The sequence below is a fragment of the Lysinibacillus sp. FSL L8-0126 genome (assembly GCF_038630385.1).
Lineage (GTDB): Bacteria > Bacillota > Bacilli > Bacillales_A > Planococcaceae > Lysinibacillus > Lysinibacillus fusiformis_D.
The window spans coordinates 3,862,100-3,881,464 of record NZ_CP152028.1; the positions used below are offsets into that span (position 1 = coordinate 3,862,100).

Genomic DNA, 19,365 nt, shown 5'->3' on the forward strand with positions numbered 1-19,365 from the left:
TCCCCCTTCACGAATCAAACTTCTTTAAACGATTGGCTAAATGATTAAAGAATAACACCACTAGGACAATGGCAAGCCCAGGATAAAGCATTAAATCGGGATGCTGACGGATATATTGTTTCCCTTCATTTACCATCATGCCCCATTCTGGAATCGGCGACTGCACGCCCAGACCTATAAAGGAAAAGCCAGCGATTTCTAAAATGACTTTCCCGATATCTAACGCCACAATCGTGACAATAGCTGGCAGTATGTTAGGGATATAATGGCGAATGATTAATTTAATGCCTGTAGTGCCAGTAATCCTAGCAGCTTGAATAAAGTCTTTTTCATTCATCCCAATACATAAACTTCGAACCATTCTGGAGTAATAAATAAGCTGTGTAAAAATAAGGGCTATTAAAACATTTTTTAAGCTAGGGCCTAATACACCTAAAAGTCCAAATGCAAGTACCAGTGTCGGAAAAGCTAATAAAACATCACATATTCGAATAAATACCACATCGATTATACCTCTTTTCAACGCTACAAAGGCACCAAGTAGGACAGCTAAAACAATAGCAACGACTTGAATGAAGAGTGCGGATCCTAATGAATAGCGAATACCTAAAAGCATGCGAGAAAAGACGCATCTTCCTAAGTGATCTGTACCGAATGGGTAATCCCAGGAAGGGGCTAAAAATTTCTTAGTTATATCGACAGCTAACGGATCATGTGGCATTAAAATGGGTGCAAACAATCCCAGTAAGACAATGATTACAAGGAGGGATAAGCTAAATAACCCTAGAATAGGATCTCTTCTTTTTCGTAATCGCTTCATGTCAATCTCTCCTGTCCTTCATCATCAGATGAGGGTCCAATAGACGATGCAATACATCTGTGCATAGATTGGTCAACACATAGATCACAGCAATAATCAATACATAGCATTGTACAACGGGGTAATCCCTGTTCGTAATGGATTCGATTAAATACCTACCGAGTCCTGGCCAACTAAAAACTTGCTCCACAATTACAGCTCCACCTAGTAAACTACCGAGCGTCATACCTAATAAGGAAGTCAAAGGTATGGCAGCATTTCGTAACACATGACGTATGAGGATTACAGAATTTTTTAATCCTCTTAGCTGCGCATATTGAACATATTGCTGCTGTAATTCTTCCTGGATAGTGGAACGAATAAACTGGATGAACAGACCAATGGTTGGCAATGCTAGTGCGAAGGCTGGTAAAACTAAATGAGCGAGTGTGCCCTTTCCGTTTGTCGGAAAGAGCCCTAATTTTAAGCTAAATAGATAGAGCAGTAGGAAACCTAACCAAAATGTTGGAATGGATACGCTCAATATGCTAAAGAATCTAATGATTTTATCGATGATGGCATACTTAGACAATGCACTCATAATCCCTAATGGTATACTGAATACTAAAATGAGGACAAATGCGGCAAGAGCTAATTCAATTGTTGCAGGTAATTTCGCGAATAGCTCATGTGCTACTGGTAATTTACTCACAAAGGATGTACCAAAATCTAGCTGTAAAACGCCTTTTCCCCATAGCAAATATTGAAGAACGAAAGGTTTGTCCGTCCCTAGTTCTTCGCGTAATGCCTGAACAGCTTCCTCGGTTGGAGCAACTCTTGCCAATCGTAGGATGACCTCAGCAGGCTCTATCGGTACAAAACGAATAAATACAAAGGTTAGGATGGAAACTCCTAGTAAGACAAACGGCAAAGTCAAAATTCTTTTTAAACAAAACATCCATGTCGATTCATACATGCTGTCACTTCCTACTCACTCCTATGATAAAGAGAGAGCTGTCTGTGCAAGACATACTCTCTCTTTTTTATTACTCTTTATCCATTTGTGCATAGGGAATATCATATTCAGATGCACGTGGAGCAAAATCCTTCATATATGGTTGATAAATTACATTATTTGTTTCGTAAGAGATAGGATAGAAAAGTGCTTGATCATGGAATATGGATAAAATATCCGTGTAAAGTTGCACTCGTTCCTCTTCATCTGTTCCCACTAATAATTGATGGATTTTCGTATCGATGTCTGTAGCGTTAGATAAGCCTAATTTTGCCTCATAAACACCACTAGCATTTGGCGTAGCTGACTCATTTGCAAAGCTATGTGGGTCGGTTGGTGGTCCGTTTGTACGCCAGAAATTAATATCCACCTGATCATCCATTAATTTTTGAAGACCGACCATCACATCTGCACCTTCTAAATTCAACTGTACCCCTATTTTTGCTAGTTCACCTTGCATTAATTCCGCCATTGGCTTTTGGATTGCATCTGTTGCGATGTAGATTAAATCTAATGATAATGGTTGCCCGTTTTTCGAACGAATTTTTTCGCCCTTCTGTAACGTCCACCCTGCCTCATCTAGTAGTTGCTGCGCTTTTTCAGGATTATATAAGATTGGCGCTAACTCTATATTGGCATAAGGAATGGCATCCCAAAATAATGTGTTAGCCACTTGTTCTGTACCATGTGTAATACTGTCAACCATTTGTTCCTTATTGATAGCATATTGAATGGCCTGACGAACCTTTAATTCGGCTAACGGACCCGACTGAGTATTGAAGAGTAACGCTTTCGTAGACAAAGGCTCAGAGGTAGCGGTTTTGTATTTACTGCTATCTTTTAAATACGTATAGTTATCTAAACTAATGATGCCACGACCATAAATTAAATCTAATTCCTCGTTTTCAAATGCTAATGAAATCGATTCTGAATCTGGGATAATTTTAACTTTAATTTGTTTTACGAGAGGCTTTTCTCCCCAATAGTTTTCGTTGCGACTAAATAAAGCATATTCATCTTTTTTGTACTCGGTTAATACCCATGGACCTGTTCCAATAGGTGCCTTGATCGAATCTTGTGTCGCATCTCCGGCTGGGAATCCATTATCCCCTAAAAAACGGAATGGTCTTACAAAGGCAAGCTCGTTTAAGACAGGATAATAAGGTTCATCTAATTGCAAGCGAATTGTAAAATCATCCACTTTCACAACCTCTTTCATATGGTTGACCATACCCATCCAAGAATGCATTTCCCGATCCGCTAATACTGCATTGAAATTACGAATCACATTATCTGCATTAAACGCAGTTCCGTCTGAATACTTAACATCTTTTCTTAAATGAAAAGTATAAGTCGTTTTATCTTCTGATATGTCCCAGCTTTCTGCTAGCTTTGGGCTAACAGTTCCATCGTCGTTGTATTCCACCAAGGATTCATAGACCATCGCTTGTGCGGTCATTTGATTGGGTAAATATGTATGGGGGTTCAATGGGCCGACATCTAATGGCCACCCAATTGTTATCATTTTTTCGTTTGTTTGCTGTGTTCCTGTCTCTCCCTTTTCTTGATCTGTGCTTGTACAACCAGCAAGTACGCTGAAAGTTAACACAAGGATGAAGGGAAGTACATACTTAGTCAATCTCATTTTCTGTCTCCTATCTCTATTCGTGGTACAAATGAATCTAGTTATAGATAGATGGAAAGAAGGTATCAACAATGCGTTCAAATTTTTCGAGCTAACGAGTAGAAGTTGATTTGCATTGTGCAGACACCTTTTCAAAGTTTGTGATATCAGCTAGAGGCTTTAGACACACCGACATTGCCACAGGACGTGGTGCTTCTTGACGTTCAGAGGGCATTTAAACAGCCATTGACTATTTATCTTCTTCTATAGAAAAAGAAGTCTTCTGTATGTGCCACTACAAAAACATTTGCTGAATCAAACTAAAAAAACCTTATTCTAAAAAAGAATAAGGACAGAAAAACTTACAATGAGTAAGCCTCCATCCATCTCCCTATCTTTCGTAGATCATCAATGAATCTCCTTACAAGCAGGCATTCTGGCTCATGAATCATGATTTTGCTTCACCTTCCCAAGTAATCACTTAGTGGTATTTGAAACAAAACTACTCATTTACAGCTGCGGGACAGCATGGGATTTACACCCATTTTCCTTTTAATTGAATGAAAGTCTTTTTCACTCAAACTTGTAATGATCGCTATGAAATTCGTTATAAACATAACATGCTCGATTGTTCACGTCAATTTTATTTTCTGAATATAATAAAAATCTTAAAAGAATAAAACAACAAAAGACCAGGTCCATTTTTTTCCTGGTCTTTGTTGTATTTCGGAGAGAAGATGTAGTAGTTGTAGTAGATTTATAAAATGATGTCGTTATCTCGAGATAGATTGTTGTACTTCCTGGCGTAATGTTTTCGTTGCAGCAACCATATTAGCCAAAGCTGCAACAGTTTCAGTTTCTTTTCTTGTTTTTAAACCACAATCTGGGTTCACCCAAAATTGATGGGGATCTAACACCTGTAAACTATCTCTCATAATAGTTAGCATTTCTTCATTGCTTGGCACACGAGGACTATGAATATCATAAACGCCTAAGCCAATGCCCTTTTGATAAGGTTGCCCTTGCAGTGATGTAATGAGCTCCCCGTGACTTCTTGATGTTTCAATGGAAATCACGTCTGCATCAAGTGCACTAATCGGTTCGATGAAATCGTTAAATTCGCAGTAGCACATATGTGTATGGATTTGTGTTTCATCTTTGACACTAGCTGTAGCCAGCTTAAAGGAATTAACAGCCCATTCTAAGTAAGCTCCCCATTCTTCTTTTCGTAGCGGTAAACCTTCTCTTAGAGCTGGCTCATCCACTTGAATAATTGAAATACCTGCGTTTTCGAGTGCCTCAACCTCTTTGCGAAGTGCTAATGCAATTTGATAAGCGACATCTTTACGTGACAGATCGTCTCGTACAAAGGACCAATTTAATATCGTCACTGGTCCTGTCAGCATACCTTTTACAAATCGCTTTGTTAAGCTTTGAGCATAGGCTGACTCTTTTACAGTTATCGCTGAAGACCACGCAACATCTCCATAAATGATCGGTGGCTTGACACAGCGTGAGCCATAGGAAACGACCCATGCTTTTTTTGTAAAGGCAAAGCCAGTTAGCTTTTCACCAAAGTATTCGACCATGTCTGTACGCTCAAATTCACCGTGAACGAGTACATCGATATCTAGTTCCTCTTGTATCGTAATCCAGCGTTTTGTTTCCTGCTCTATAAATGCCTCGTAGGCTTCATTCGATAATTGTTTTTTACGCCAAGCATTACGATTCCTTTTCACCTCATCAGATTGTGGGAAGCTTCCGATTGTTGTTGTTGGGAATAGCGGTAACGCTAACGCTTGCTGCTGCATCTTTTGACGCTGAGCAAATTCACTATGTCGTTCAAAATCTTGCGTTGTCACAGTTTGAACTGCTTGATGGATCAACTTGTTTTGACGGATTGGATGGTTTTTTAGAGCCTCAATTGCCTTCATACTTTCAGAAAAATTATGCTGTAAGATACCCTCTGTATCTCGTCTACATTTAGTTAGCTCCGTGATTTCTACAATCTTTTCATCTGCGAAGGCTAAGGCATGCTTCAGAACAGGGTCAATCTCATTTTCAAGAGCAGTTGTGATCGGTACATGTTGTAGATTGCTGGATGGTTGAATCCATAGCTCTGCTGCATTACTTAAATGCTCAATTGCCTGAATTGTAGCATTGACCTCCGCTAAGTTGGAACGCCAAATATCACGTCCATTAACAACCCCGACTGCCAATACTTTGTCCTGAGGGAAACCATATTGACGAAGTGACGCCATATTTCCTTTATAGCCATGAACAAAGTCTAGGCCAAATCCTTCTACAGGCAATGTAATCAATGTTTCATAGTTGCATAATGCTTCAAAATAAGTTTGCAGCATGATTTTCGCTTCTGGAACCGCAACGGCTAACTGGTCGTAAATCTCTTGCACAAGCTTGATGTCTGCTGGATCAAGGGTTGTGACAAGTGATGGCTCTTCTAGTTGAATCCAATTTGCACCTGCATCTACTAATTCTTTTAATACTTGTGTATAGAGCGGTATTAGAGCTAATAAGTATTCAACCTGTGTGAATTTGCTATAGCCTTTTGTTAACTTGCAGAATGTATAGGGACCAATCAATGTTGGCTTTGCAATAATACCGTACGTTTCTTTCGCCTCTAAGAAATCGGCCAACACTTTATTTTCTGTTAGTTTCAAGGCCTGTCCCTCGTATTCAGGAACAATATAGTGATAGTTTGTATTAAACCATTTTGTCATCTCACTAGCTACAGCTGTTTTATTCCCTCTTGCTACGCTGTAGTAGGTAGATAAATCTACTTTCCCTCCCTGCCAGTTAAAGCGTTTTGGGATGAGACCAAACATTAATGCTGTATCTAACATTCTATCGTAATACGTAAAATCGCCAACTGTCACCATGTCGATGCCAAGCTGTAGCTGCTTGTCAATTCTAGCTAAACGGATTTTTTTTAAACTATCCTCAAAATCCTCTTCAGAAAGCTCGTTGCGCCAAAATGCTTCTAATGCTTTTTTCCATTCGCGATCTTCCCCGATATACGGGTAACCAATGAGTGTGCTTGTATAGGTCATTTTTATATCTCCTTTTCAGAAAAAAATAAAAAGCCATTTTCCAAGGAGGAGAATGGCTGCTAGTTGAAATTTTTAATGCTAAAACAATACGAAAAAAGTATCTACTTTCGCATAAATCATTTGTTATCGCACAGTGCCGATTTGGTCACTTTTCACCACCTATTTCCACGTAGGTATTTGGTGTGTACTAGAAATTGGCAGGTCTCCTGGCTTCTCATCAACACGCCTCACAGCCTTCCCGGTTTCCCAGTGGCCTTTGTGATTTGCTCCGAATAACAGTTGCGGGACAGCGTCGGATTTGCACCGACTTCCCTTTTAAGCCAAACTTTCATTTGGCACCAATTCTTACACATTATTCAATTATGCTCCTACTATAACATATCTTTCAGAATAGTAGAAATAATTTTTATACGATTATCTAAATTATTTCTATAATTATTGTAGGGATTGGTTTAAGAAGATAAGGCTACATTGTATTCCATAAAAAAATTTGTTACTATAAAAATACAATTATGAGAGGACTGATGAATGGACAATGATGAACTAATCTATATTTTTATTTGAAATGAATCACTTCAAACGACAAAATATAGGATTAGTCTATCCATTTTTAACAATCAGTTTGCGTTTATTTGTCATGATGTCATTGGCAAATAAAGTTTATTCAGTGAGAGACTAATCCTTCCAATATCCAATGGGGGGATTTTTTCTTGCTCTCATAGTTTATTCTGTATCTTTCATCTACCTAATAAAGGAGAGAAAAAAATGAGCGATTCTGAACCTATTGTGACGCATGTGATGCTCCGTATAAGTCGTTAGCATCCATCAACTTATACGGAGAAATTTAGCATAGATGGATGTACCGACTTTGTATAAAAGAAAAATGATTTGCTATACAAAGGAGGAATTATCATGTCAATGATACAAGTACAAGACTTAACGTTTTCTTACCCAAGCAGCTTTGATTATATTTTTGAGGGTGTCAACTTTCAGATTGATACAGATTGGAAACTTGGATTTATCGGTAGGAATGGTCGTGGGAAGACAACATTTTTTAATTTGCTATTAGGGAATTATGAGTATAGTGGGAACATCATTTCTTCAGTAGAATTTACTTATTTCCCCTATCCTGTTTCAGACCCAAATAAATATACGTACGAAATTTTTGAAGAAATTTGCCCTCTGGCAGAAGATTGGGAATATATTCGTGAAATAGCCTATCTAGATGTCGATGCTGAGGTCATGTATCGCCCTTTTCAAACATTATCTAATGGAGAGCAAACAAAGGTGTTGCTTGCAGCGCTCTTTTTAACAGAGGGACAGTTTCTATTAATTGATGAGCCAACCAATCATCTCGATACAGATGCACGAAAGACGGTCTCTGATTATCTACGCAAGAAAAAAGGATTTATTTTAATTTCGCATGACAGAGCCTTTTTAGATGGCTGTGTTGATCATATTTTATCGATCAATAGAGCCAATATTGATGTTCAAAGTGGTAACTACTCAACTTGGAAGTTAAATTTTGATCGACAGCAGGAACATGAAGAAGCAACTAATCAACGTCTGCAAAAAGATATCGACCGTTTAACGCAGTCTTCCAAGCGTTCGGTAGGTTGGTCTAATCAAGTGGAGGCTTCCAAAAATGGAACTACGAATTCGGGTTCTAAGCTAGATAAAGGCTTTGTTGGACATAAAGCAGCCAAGATGATGAAGCGAGCAAAGAACTTGGAATCTAGGCAGCAAAAAGCGATTGATGAAAAATCAAAACTGCTAAAAAATGTTGAAAAAACGGAATCTTTAAAAGTACAACCATTAGCATTTCCATCAAAAGACATGGTTGTTGTAACGGATGTATCAATTCAGTATGACGACAACTTTGTGAATCAGCCTATTAGCTTCAAAGTGGCGCAAGGTGATCGCATTGTTCTCGATGGCAAAAATGGAAGCGGAAAAAGTAGTATCCTACAGCTGCTTCTTGGCAAGCCTATACAGCATACAGGCTCTATACATTTAGCTGCTGGCCTTATTATCTCCTATGTTCAACAGGATACTGCTCATTTGAAGGGAGCATTATCGGATTTTATTGAAGAGCATGCTATAGATGAGACGTTATTTAAATCTATTCTGCGAAAGATGGACTTTGAGCGGATTCAATTTGATAAAGACATCTCACATTATTCAGGTGGGCAAAAGAAAAAGCTGTTGATTGCCAAAAGTTTGTGTGAAAAAGCACATCTCTATATTTGGGATGAACCCTTAAATTTTATTGATATTTATTCGCGCATGCAGATTGAAGAGCTTATTCAAAGTTTTAATCCTACAATGATTTTTGTGGAGCATGACCAAGCCTTTCAACAAACCGTAGCAACGAAAACAATAGCTTTGTCATAAAGGAATCATTTAGAGAAGAGTCCATTTTCAAAATGGATTCTTCTTTTTAATGAAACCAAGTGACACCTTTATTATTTTTATCTTTAACTATAAAACGTTTAATAATTTTCTGTGATCGACGCACACTATAAAGAAATATTTTATAGAAAGGCTAGCAATCCCATGAAAAAAATCGCTACTTTAATGACTATAGTCACTATTTTGATTATGCCCAGTAAGATTTATGCACAAAGCGAACAAGCTGATGAGAAACTCATCACTGATACATTGATAACAATCCTTAATCCATTTATAGAAAAGGAAATTGACCATTACTACGGCTATCCTAAGCAGTATGGCTTGTATGATGCGAACATTTTGAACGTTATTAGGGAAAGTCAGTTTAGCTTTAGGGTTAACGTTCAAGTTACTACTTTTGAACATGCCCATTCCCCACCGTATAGCAAGGAAATCATTACGTTTGAAATCAGTCCAACTGATGTGAACACCCTTCACTATAAACATGAGGCAGATAATGTAGAAAAAGCAATAGATGCATTCTATCGCACAACACTTTTAGACATACAGCAGAGCTTTAATTTGAATTTAGCCTCGTTCATTTCCTATCGATACAATCAATTGCAATACAAGGCTGAAATAAATAATGAAATGAAGCCTCTTGCTACGATTGCAGATGAAATAGCAAACAATATTTTATTTCCTGAGCGAAAGATACCCTATAAAAATGTAGTTGACCCTGTCACCTTTATCAAAGACAATACAGGCTATATGCTCTTTAAAAGGGCAGATGGGACCAATGTAAGCTATCAGCTGCAAAAGAAAGACGGCACATGGACCGTAATAAATAAAGCAAGTAAGCCAGGTAAGAAAATGCAGCATCAATTACCCTGGTATATATAAAGAAGAATGGGAAATTTAATTTTTCCGATTCTTCTTCTTTTGTTAAATAATTTTATAATTAACATTTTTTCTATCATCCCATTTGTGGGAACTCCTTAATGCTAAATCTTTATTATCTTTATCGTTTGCATGAGTCCATTCCACATTATTGAAGGAAAATATTAAGCATTAAAATTTTTCTGAGAAAGTGTTATGATCAGAAAGGATTTATGATTGATGGAGGATTTAAATGAAGGTTGATTTTGAAGAATTATTACATGGTGTTTTTTCATCTTTGCATGCGATAGAAGGCGTAAAGTCTGTCGATTGCATTCTTGAAGTTTTAAAAGATCGAATTGTTTTTCCAGAGATTACTATTTTGATACTGAATGCTAGGTTTGAATTGGTCTATTTGTTTAATGAACAGAAAGTAGTGTTTAAAACGTTAAGAGAAGCTTCGATTGATTCAAATTATATAGAAGAAATCAATTTAATTAATCAGCATTGTAGTTCCATTGAAGGTATTCTAAATGATTTTATTAACACAGATACACTTAAGAATTATTCTTTAAGCCTTCTTTCCTTAAAGTATAAAGAGAAAATTCCGAATAGTTAATATTGTGACAGAGATAGCGTTATAAAAAATGGAATTTGGTAAGAGTTTCTTCTACCAAACTCCATTTTTTAACTCGCCAAGTATTACCATTTATGTTGAAAAAAGATGGTTTGTGCAATGCCAATAAAATATGCTGATTCCGCAATAATATGATTTAACATAACTTTTGCTGTTACATGCATAAGTCCTGATCTATAGAAATAGAGCTTTCAAAGACAGTCACAACATGCTGGGGCTATCAAACCATGCATGTTTTAATAGCTTAATCCCCTTGTCAATCTCTTCTACCCCTAAATTTGCAAATCCAAGCAAAACTTTTGCGTGCTGTATGACGGAAGGATTGGCGTAAAAAATAGAGGTTGGGTATACTTTTACACCTACCCGTTTTGCTGTTTCAATTAGTTCTTCTTCAGACATTTTATTATTTGGTTCGAGTAGAATATGTAAGCCACTACTAGCCCCATGTATTTTCACGTTATCCCCTAATATTTGATGAATGGACTTTAGTAAAGCCTCATATCTTCTTTTATAGCCATTTCGTGTTTTATTCAAATGTCTCTCCCAATGCCCACTTTCCATAAATAACTGTAAGGTATGCTGATGAAGTCTCGATACAGTTTGAACATAGTAGTTGTTGTTATTAAATAAAAGGGTTAATTCCCTTGGTAAAACCATATAGCTTAGCTTGATGGAAGGAATCAATGATTTTGAAAAAGTGCCCATATAGATGACGCGGTCATTCGAATCTAATCCTTGTAGAGCAGGTATAGGTTTACCTGCATATCGAAACTCCCCATCATAATCATCCTCAATAATATAAGCATTTTCATCCTTGGCCCATTCTAATAATGCTAGTCTTCTTGAAATCGGCATGACCGTTCCGATGGGGAATTGATGGGAAGGGGTGACATAAACAGCCTTGACCCTACTATTTCTTAACTGGCTGATATGAATGCCATGTTCGTCGAGAGGGATAGGTTTCACCTTTATACCATGATCCTTAAACAAGTAACGAACGCGATAATACCCTGGATCTTCCATAGCAAAAAGCTCATTTCTTCCAATTAAATGACATACGATGCCCATTAGAAATTGCAAACCTGCACCAATGACAATTTGGTCTCCTTGGCATTGTACCCCTCTTGCTTCATAAAGATAGCTTGCAATGTAATTCCTTAATTCAAGCTCCCCTTGCGGATCTCCATATAAAAGCAGATGAGCCTGCTCTTCATTCAGGCTTTGCAGTGTTAATGTACGCCATATTTTATAGGGGAAATCTTTTAAATTGATATCTCCATAATTAAAGTTGTACCTAATTGAAGGTAGTTGTTGTTCTTGCGGAGTTGCTAACTGCGGCTCAAAATGATTAGAACTTGTTTGAAAATAGCCCCTTTCGAGTTCTACAACATAAAGCCCCTCTCGTTCTTTACTAATTACATAGCCCTCTGCAAGGAGCTGCTGGTAAGCTGCATCAACCGTGTTGCGACTAATCTGTAAATGTTTAGCTAAGCTGCGCTGAGACGGCAATTTGGTTTGAGCTAAAATATTTCCATTTTGAATTTCAGCTTTTATATAGCTATATAACTGAAGATAAAGTGGTTCTTCATTATGCAAGTTAGGTGTCATTTCGAGCATGGCTTATTGGCTCCTTTGAAAATAGCTTTACTGGCACTTTTAAGAGGTACCAGTGATTGATTATAATAAAATCTACATTGTAGAGGGGAAAATGTAAAGACGTGTAATCACAATAGTTTGTTTATTCAAAAAGCTCACAATGATTTGATGAGATAAGGAGAGGTTTGCATGTATGTTCCAAAGTACTACAAAATAACAGATTTTGAAGAAATCAAAGATTTTATTCAAAACAATGCCTTTGCGACAATTGTTTCAATTAGAAAAGGTAAACCAATAGCAGCCCATATCCCTGTACTGCTGAATAAAATTCAGGATGACTATTACCTGACAGGTCATTTAGCTTATGGAAATCCTTTATGGAAGACCTTTGAGGACGTGAATGACCTTCTCGTCATATTTAATGGGCCTCATGCCTATATTTCTTCCTCTTGGTATGAGCATGAAAATGTGCCAACTTGGAATTATCAAGCTGTCCATATATACGGAAAAGCAAGCCTTATGAACGGAAAAGAGTTAGAGCAAGATTTGACTAGCTTACTAGAAAAATATGAGAAATTCCGTGAAAACTCTGTTTTGTGGGATAAACTATCGCCTGAGCTTTTACAGCAAGAAATAAAAGGGATTAAAGGATTTAAAATAAAGATAGACGAAGTGCAGGCTGCCTATAAATTAAGCCAAAATCGTAATGCTAATGATTATGCCAATATTATTAGCGAGCTTTATAAAGAACAACAACCTCAAGCTGATGCATTGGCAGATGCCATGAAGAAAAATAGAAATGACTAATAAAAATGGCAGAAATGTTGTTTTATCAACGTTTCTGCCATTATCACTTTATTCGAGCGTTTTGGTCATGATGAGATCCATTTGTTCTTCATCCCCCATATAAAAAGAATGAGCACCTGTTTGAACAAAGCCAAGTTTCTTATAAAAACCGATAGCATGGTCATTTTTCTCCCAAACGCCTAGCCAAATGCTTATTTTGTTGTGTGCAATAGCTACTTCCATTGCTTTATTGATGAGGTATTTACCGAGCCCTTTGCCTTGAAATTTATGTCGAATATAAATTCTCTCCACCTCGAGTGACTCATCCCCCATTTGTTCGGATTGTGCCTCATTGACATTTACTTTTAAATAGCCAGCTACTTCTTCATCATCATAGATAAAATAGAAGGCTGAATCGACATTGGTCAATTCCTGCTCTAGCTGATGATCATGAAATGCACGCTCTAAATAAGCTTTCATATTATCAGGCGAGTTTTGGTCTTTAAACGTGTCATTGAATGTTTCGATGCTTATTTCTTGAAGCTTTTTTAAGTTTGCTAGACTACATTCCTCTAATTTAACGGTCATTGCTTCCACTCCCTTATCGTGAACTCTTTCTAGATTTTATATTGCAAATGCAACAAAAAGAGTATATAGTCAATTTAACGTAATTTTATTGTATTTGCAATAAAAATGAAAAGAGGGCTTTTGTTTGAAATATATCTTTTATGTAGTAGGCATTTTCATTTTAACGCTAGGTATTTCTCTAACAATTCATTCCAACCTTGGGACTTCCCCTTTTGATGCGGTTTTAGTCGGATTGTCTAATCATGTAGGTCTAACTGTAGGAAGCTGGGAAATCATTTTGGCTATCCTATTAGTCGGTAGTAACTCCATATTAGCTAGACAAAAGCCTGAAATAGTAGGGCTGATCACAGCATTTATCACAGGTATAGGAATTGATATGTGGTTACTGCTATTAAATGATTTAGCAATACTATGGTATAATCAGGTGGTTTATTTTGGCATAGGGCTAGTTGTGACAGGATTAGGAACGGCAACCTATTTACATACAAATTTTGCGCCAATTCCTGTAGACCGACTAACCTTAATTATAAAAGAGCTAACAAACAAATCGATTTTTTTCTCAAGAACGGTTATTTACCTCTTTTTCTTAGTGTTGGCGATGTTGTGTAAAGGACCAATCGGTGTCGGTACATTATTAACGGTTTGCTTAGGTGGCTTTATCCTGCATTTCTTTATGCCCATTACTGGAAGAATACTAGATACTCTACTGAATACGACTGTAAATGATCAAAATGGGAAACTGAAATAAAAAACCGGCTATTCGATGAAGAAGGAATTCTAGTTTTATGATAGCTACTCTTCATCAAGTTTCACACCAAATTGATTGAAGATAGCCTTATATTTTTTTCGAAAATGGCCCATCGCTGTTCAGTTCCATGCTTTTTCTGCCATTCATGATAATAACGCTTAGCTGCTGTTACATCATTTAAATGTAGAAATGGGCCAGACGTGTAATAGTTTATAATGGATCTGGCATTAGTCATCGATTCAAAGAAATGATGAGCCTCTTTCATCCCACGAAGTAGCATTTTTCTTAGACCATCCATATTCGTAGTAGGATGGATGGAAAATCGAGATTAAATGTACCTTCGACAATTGATTCAATTCTTGCTCGGAAGTGACATTCTGCTTCTTTTGATGCTGTCAGAATCTCTTTCGATTGAACGTGTGCCAACTCGGTTGCGTAAATACCGCAATTCATATAAAACATGACATTATTAGCGAATTTTTGGAAATTGAACATATAGATAAGATTGTCGGTTGTTTTATAGAAATTCAAACTTTTCTTGTTGTAGCCAAGCATCGAAAGAAATGGCTTGATGTTCTGTTTTATTAACTTATTAAAAATCTGCTGCAATAGAATCCCTCCTATCAGGTTATTAAGTAATGAGGTTCACAGATTAATTTCATTTCCTGTTAAAATGATGTCCCTCTCTTTGAATGGAATTTTCACCTCTTGATTATCGACTAATTCTTCCCAAATCATTTGTCATAATTCTATGTTTTTATATTTTGTTCAATGGTTTTTGGTTTTTTAATATAGATGAAATATATAAAATAGCACTTATATCCCTACACATCCAATAATTTCATATATTTTTGGTAAAATTACCCGTGATTATTGCAGAAGTTTTACACAGTTAAAATTAAGGTTTCAATTTAGCTGTTTAGGGGTAATCGGTAATATTATTGAAAAATAACGCTTGTCTCTTTCATGCTATTCTTACTTTAGTTCAAAAGCGAAAGTTTTTTGAAAGGAGTAAGATTTAATTGAAGAAAAAATGGTTACTACCCATTTTCGCCTCATTTATGTTCTTCACAGGCATAGGTGTTCATGAAGCGAAAGCGGCAACAATAGCAGATATAACAAATACAGCAAAAGCATATATAGGTGTTCCTTATCAATACGGGGGCACAAATATTAAGACAGGTGTGGATTGCTCTGCATTTACACAAATTGTTTTTTCAAAGCTAGGGATTTCACTAGAACGTACATCCAAAGCTCAATATCAGCAAGGTACTTCGATTGCTAAAGATCAATTGAAGACTGGTGACCTAGTATTTTTTAATACTTCGGGAAGTGGTATCTCCCATGTCGGCATATACATAGGTGACAGCAGTTTTATTTCAGCTACTACAAGTTCTGGTGTTAAAATTGATAACATCAATGACCCTTATTACTGGGGATCTCGTTACGTAGGGGCAAAACGCGTGGCGAACTTCACTGAAAATGAGTTTGGAGAAGTAAAAGATGCTGAAATCGACTTTAGCGTTTATGCTTCACGTGGAGAAGTAGCTCTTAAACTGGCTAAGCAATTACAATTAGATACTAGTAGCACCAATTCAAGTTTTCCTGATGTAAAACCATCGTCTAAATATGCGGGTGCTGCTGAGGCACTTAAAAAAATCGGCGTTTTTACGGGGGATGAAAATGGCAAATTCAATCCAGGTTCTCCTATGACACGCGGTCAATTATCGAAAGTTTTAGTGGAAGCATTTCATTTAAAACAACAAGGAGCGGCAGAACAATTTGTCGATGTTCCAAGTGCGCATTGGGCAAACAATTATGTATCCATCCTCGCTTCCAATAAAGTTACAGTTGGTAAAGGTGACAATGTATTTGGGGTGAATGACAATGTTACACTCGTACAATTAGATGCTTTTATCCAACGATTAGCTCAATAACTAACTTCAAAGAGGTGTTTCATCTATGGATGAGACGCCTTTTTTGTTCTGTAGCTCCCCACCTCCAAAGCCGCACTAATTATATTCACATCAAAATTATATAAATAGATTAAGATAAACGCTATATTAGCCGAACGTACAGAGCTAAATCGAGCCACTTTTTATTTGCATTTTATAGATATGAACGATCTATTAAAACAAGTAGTGTACGATATTTCCAACGATTTGTCGGTAAAAATAACGCTGACTTTGCAGATTGACACCCTTGCTTCAAAAGAAAAGTTTATATGATGTTACCAGACTTGATCGTGATAGAGAGAGTTTGCGAATCCTAAAGAAATAACATTATCAATGGATATTCTTGCTTCTTCTGTACTAGGAGTTGCTCAAAGATGGGAGTCATTTTAGCTCTGAATAGATAGCCAGCCAAATTATTGAGTTGTATCGATAATTTTTTTTATAAATCCCCTTTATCCAAATAAAAACGGGCGTTGCTCAAGCTTAGCAACGCCCGTTTATTTATTCTTCCACTATTTTTTCATTAACTTCCCCACTAGCATGATTTTCATGACTAGGTTTAACTCGCTTAATAAAGAAGGCAAGGACGAGTGCAATCGCTGCAATCAATGTTGACAGGAAGAAAGTATAAGTTATACCATGTAGCATGGCTTCGTTCATCAATTGTTGCTTTAATTCCGCAGCAGACTGTGACGTTGTTTGAGTTGCATTAGCACTCATATTGTTCATCGCACTTGCAGCTAATTCCTCTGCTTTGACAGTTGTTTTATTGTTCATAATCGTAATCAATACTGCTGAACCTATTGCGCCTGAAACTTGTTGTAATGTGTTGTTCATCGCTGTTCCATGTGGATTATTATGCGCTGGTAGCTGATTCAAACCATTTGTCATTACTGGCATCATTACCATGGACATCCCAAACATACGTAATGTATACAGCACCACTAGTGTAGAATAAGCCGTATCCATACTAATTTTGCTAAAGTAATACGTCGTCACAATGGTGATAATCAAGCCAAATACGGCCAAGCTTCTTGCCCCATATTTATCAAAAAGCTTCCCTGTAATAGGTGACATGATCCCCATCACAATCGCACCAGGTAGCATGAGTAGACCTGAATCCATTGGTGAAATACCACGGATTGTTTGAACGTAAATCGGCATTAAAATCATAGCTGAAAACATTGCCACCGAAATGACAATGGAGATGGCTGATGATAAGGCAAACATTGGATATTTGAAAATACGAAACTCAAGCATTGGTTCCTCCAGTCGTAGCTGACGAAGGATAAAGGTAATTAAAGCGAGCGTTCCAATAATGATCGTTCCGTATACAAGGGCATTATCCCATCCTTTTTCTCCAGCAGAACTAAAGCCATAAAGCAAGCCACCAAATCCAATACTTGATAAAATAAGTGAAATTACATCGAGCTTAATAGGACGTTGTGGCGTCACATTCTTTAATTTAAAGGCTGCGAAAATTAATGTTAGAATGGCAATTGGTAGTACAAGATCAAATAACATTCTCCAACTGTAATGCTCAATTAGCCACCCCGAAAGAGTCGGTCCAATAGCTGGAGCTGTAATCATTACGAGACCGAACATCCCCATTGCAGCGCCTCGTTTTTCGACCGGAAATGCAGTCAGCATAACATTCATTAATAGAGGCATCATAATCGCTGATCCTGCAGCTTGAATCATTCGCGCCCCTAGTAACACACCAAATGCAGGTGCAATACTAGCTAAAAATGTACCCAATGTGAACAAGGCCATCGCGGTAATAAATAATTTTTTATCCGTAAAGCGTTGAATGAAGAACGCGCTGGCGGGAATTAAAATACCGTTAATTAACATATAACCTGTTGAAAGCCACTGTACTGCCGTTGCATTCACATCGAATTCAATCATAATGGCTGGAAGCGCAATGTTTAGTAAAGTTTCATTTAATATAGCAACAAAAGCCCCAATAAATAAAATGGCAATCATGCCGTATGGCGTTTTTGTCTCAACTGAAATGGTTTTCTCTGACATATAGTATCAGTCCTACTTTCTTTATCTTTTTCAATTTCATTCACATGTTTAGGAAGCCTTTCGATTACCTTTAAGTCCTTAAAAGATTTGAACTGCTTCGTTCATTTTTCCCCCAATCTGCTGTTTTGCCCCTGTTGACTTCATCAAAACCACCCCTCAAAAAAAAGACTATTAAAAGTGTTGACGAAAGAATAGAATGTATTATATAATTAAAATAGGGATAATGCGCTGTATAATAAATATACAATGTCTATCTATATAAATTTATCATAAGACATGCTTTATTTCAATGTGTTTTACATAATTATTTTCACAAAAAAGTCGATTCCTAAACTATAGGAATGCGACTTTTTTCATTATAATATTTTTATTAAGCCTTCCCCCGTTCATTCGTAAATGGTTGTGGCGATACTGATAAGGGGTTGCTTTAGAACAGGTATAACTGAGAAAATTAATGATACTTGTTGTGTATTTGTATAACCTCTTTATTAAAAGTGTGTTCTTTCTATTTTTTACATCAACCTTTTTAGAGTCAGGTTTCTGCCTAGTTTTTGTGGGATAATTAGGGCGTTGTATACGTTAACGACAGCATTAAATGTACTTTTTCATTTGAGCGATTGATGTAAGTGTGAAGTTCTTCACCTTTAAATTTAATGACATCCCATTGGTTTAACTGATGGCATTTTTCTCCGACCTTCAGTTCTAATTGTCCATTTAACACAAGTACAATTTCTTCAGACCCTGCTAAGTGACATTCACTGTACTTACTATTTGGCTCGATACAGCCTCTATACCACTCTGATCCATGTGTTTTAAATAATGGTTCGACAAACCAGTCGTTATTATGTCCTGCAAATTGATACTCCGAGCCGAATCGATGGACTTCTGTATGTTCTTCAAATGTTAATAAAGAAACGAGTGGAATATTGAGTCCTCTACATATTTTCCAAAGGATATTGACGGTTGGATTTGTTTCCCCTCTTTCAATTTTCCCTAATGTCAATTTACTAACATTGCTGACATTCGCTAGCTCCTCTAAACTCATCCTTTTGTTTTTTCGAATTTCTCTTAGATTAACCCCGACTTGACCAGATAAGTCAATATTTTCCTCATTCATTATGCGCACCCCTTTCATTGACTTTGTATATTAAGTATATTATAGTATACAAGTCGATAAATTATAGTTTATTTTTAAAATAAAAAGTTAATTATAGTATATCAAATAATCATCTATATTGACAAAAA

General features: G+C 36.8%; 16 protein-coding genes and 2 riboswitches. Of the genes, 6 read left to right on the forward strand and 10 right to left on the reverse strand.

What is annotated here, in order from left to right; all coding sequences use genetic code 11:
- Nucleotides 1-7 precede the first annotated feature (7 nt).
- The 4 genes from MHI34_RS18675 to metE all read right to left on the reverse strand — a co-directional run bounded on the left by MHI34_RS18675 (nt 8) and on the right by metE (nt 6,509).
- Nucleotides 8-820 carry an ABC transporter permease subunit gene (locus tag MHI34_RS18675; RefSeq protein ID WP_036126340.1) on the reverse strand — a complete coding sequence of 271 codons (813 nt, stop codon included), beginning with the start codon at nt 818-820 and terminating at the stop codon, nt 8-10.
- Between the two features lies 1 nt (nt 821).
- Nucleotides 822-1,775 carry a nickel ABC transporter permease gene (nikB, locus tag MHI34_RS18680; protein WP_342503783.1) on the reverse strand — a complete coding sequence of 318 codons (954 nt, stop codon included), beginning with the start codon at nt 1,773-1,775 and terminating at the stop codon, nt 822-824.
- A 70-nt stretch (nt 1,776-1,845) separates the two neighbouring features.
- Nucleotides 1,846-3,459: a nickel ABC transporter substrate-binding protein gene (gene nikA / locus MHI34_RS18685; protein ID WP_340809006.1), complete on the reverse strand. Its 1,614-nt coding sequence runs from the start codon at nt 3,457-3,459 to the stop codon at nt 1,846-1,848.
- A 387-nt stretch (nt 3,460-3,846) separates the two neighbouring features.
- Nucleotides 3,847-4,040: riboswitch (cobalamin riboswitch) on the reverse strand.
- A gap of 171 nt (nt 4,041-4,211) precedes the next feature.
- Nucleotides 4,212-6,509 (reverse strand): 5-methyltetrahydropteroyltriglutamate--homocysteine S-methyltransferase, encoded by a 2,298-nt coding sequence (metE, locus tag MHI34_RS18690; protein WP_342503784.1) that lies wholly within the window; start codon nt 6,507-6,509, stop codon nt 4,212-4,214.
- A 178-nt stretch (nt 6,510-6,687) separates the two neighbouring features.
- Nucleotides 6,688-6,867: riboswitch (cobalamin riboswitch) on the reverse strand.
- Between the two features lie 554 nt (nt 6,868-7,421).
- On the opposite strand from metE, the gene MHI34_RS18695 reads away from it, so the two are divergent.
- From MHI34_RS18695 to MHI34_RS18705, 3 genes are all read left to right on the forward strand, one after another.
- Nucleotides 7,422-8,903: an Lsa family ABC-F type ribosomal protection protein gene (locus tag MHI34_RS18695; protein WP_342503785.1), complete on the forward strand. Its 1,482-nt coding sequence runs from the start codon at nt 7,422-7,424 to the stop codon at nt 8,901-8,903.
- A gap of 162 nt (nt 8,904-9,065) precedes the next feature.
- The gene (locus MHI34_RS18700; protein ID WP_036126352.1) at nt 9,066-9,803 is read left to right on the forward strand and encodes a DUF3888 domain-containing protein; all 738 of its coding nucleotides are present in this window, start codon (nt 9,066-9,068) and stop codon (nt 9,801-9,803) included.
- A 229-nt stretch (nt 9,804-10,032) separates the two neighbouring features.
- Complete coding sequence (locus MHI34_RS18705; protein ID WP_036126354.1) at nt 10,033-10,398, forward strand: hypothetical protein; 366 nt, start codon at nt 10,033-10,035, stop codon at nt 10,396-10,398.
- A 219-nt stretch (nt 10,399-10,617) separates the two neighbouring features.
- Here the strand turns inward: MHI34_RS18705 and MHI34_RS18710 are convergent, their stop codons facing one another.
- Nucleotides 10,618-12,033 (reverse strand): PLP-dependent aminotransferase family protein, encoded by a 1,416-nt coding sequence (locus MHI34_RS18710; protein WP_101966657.1) that lies wholly within the window; start codon nt 12,031-12,033, stop codon nt 10,618-10,620.
- Nucleotides 12,034-12,201: 168 nt separating this feature from the next.
- Here MHI34_RS18710 and MHI34_RS18715 point away from each other — a divergent pair, with 168 nt between their 5' ends.
- Entirely contained in the window at nt 12,202-12,819 is a 618-nt protein-coding gene (locus MHI34_RS18715) for an FMN-binding negative transcriptional regulator (protein ID WP_101966656.1), read from the forward strand.
- A gap of 48 nt (nt 12,820-12,867) precedes the next feature.
- Here MHI34_RS18715 and MHI34_RS18720 read toward each other — a convergent pair whose 3' ends face one another.
- Nucleotides 12,868-13,386 carry a GNAT family N-acetyltransferase gene (locus tag MHI34_RS18720; protein ID WP_271913436.1) on the reverse strand — a complete coding sequence of 173 codons (519 nt, stop codon included), beginning with the start codon at nt 13,384-13,386 and terminating at the stop codon, nt 12,868-12,870.
- 124 nt (nt 13,387-13,510) lie between these two features.
- Between MHI34_RS18720 and MHI34_RS18725 the strand changes: the two genes are divergently transcribed.
- Nucleotides 13,511-14,134, forward strand: coding sequence for a YitT family protein (locus MHI34_RS18725; protein WP_101966655.1), 624 nt, complete (start codon nt 13,511-13,513; stop codon nt 14,132-14,134).
- Between the two features lie 61 nt (nt 14,135-14,195).
- Here MHI34_RS18725 and MHI34_RS18730 read toward each other — a convergent pair whose 3' ends face one another.
- Together MHI34_RS18730 and MHI34_RS18735 are read right to left on the reverse strand one after the other, a co-directional pair.
- Nucleotides 14,196-14,414 carry a hypothetical protein gene (locus MHI34_RS18730; protein WP_342503786.1) on the reverse strand — a complete coding sequence of 73 codons (219 nt, stop codon included), beginning with the start codon at nt 14,412-14,414 and terminating at the stop codon, nt 14,196-14,198.
- Between the two features lie 5 nt (nt 14,415-14,419).
- A complete protein-coding gene (locus MHI34_RS18735) occupies nt 14,420-14,743 on the reverse strand; it encodes a DUF4304 domain-containing protein (RefSeq protein WP_330493315.1) in 324 nt (107 codons plus the stop codon).
- Nucleotides 14,744-15,156: 413 nt separating this feature from the next.
- Between MHI34_RS18735 and MHI34_RS18740 the strand changes: the two genes are divergently transcribed.
- Complete coding sequence (locus tag MHI34_RS18740; RefSeq protein ID WP_340834337.1) at nt 15,157-16,071, forward strand: C40 family peptidase; 915 nt, start codon at nt 15,157-15,159, stop codon at nt 16,069-16,071.
- A gap of 519 nt (nt 16,072-16,590) precedes the next feature.
- Here MHI34_RS18740 and MHI34_RS18745 read toward each other — a convergent pair.
- Both MHI34_RS18745 and MHI34_RS18750 read right to left on the reverse strand, forming a co-directional pair.
- Entirely contained in the window at nt 16,591-18,120 is a 1,530-nt protein-coding gene (locus MHI34_RS18745) for a DHA2 family efflux MFS transporter permease subunit (RefSeq protein ID WP_036126369.1), read from the reverse strand.
- Between the two features lie 562 nt (nt 18,121-18,682).
- Nucleotides 18,683-19,237: an XRE family transcriptional regulator gene (locus tag MHI34_RS18750; RefSeq protein ID WP_036126370.1), complete on the reverse strand. Its 555-nt coding sequence runs from the start codon at nt 19,235-19,237 to the stop codon at nt 18,683-18,685.
- Between the last annotated feature and the right edge of the window lie 128 nt (nt 19,238-19,365).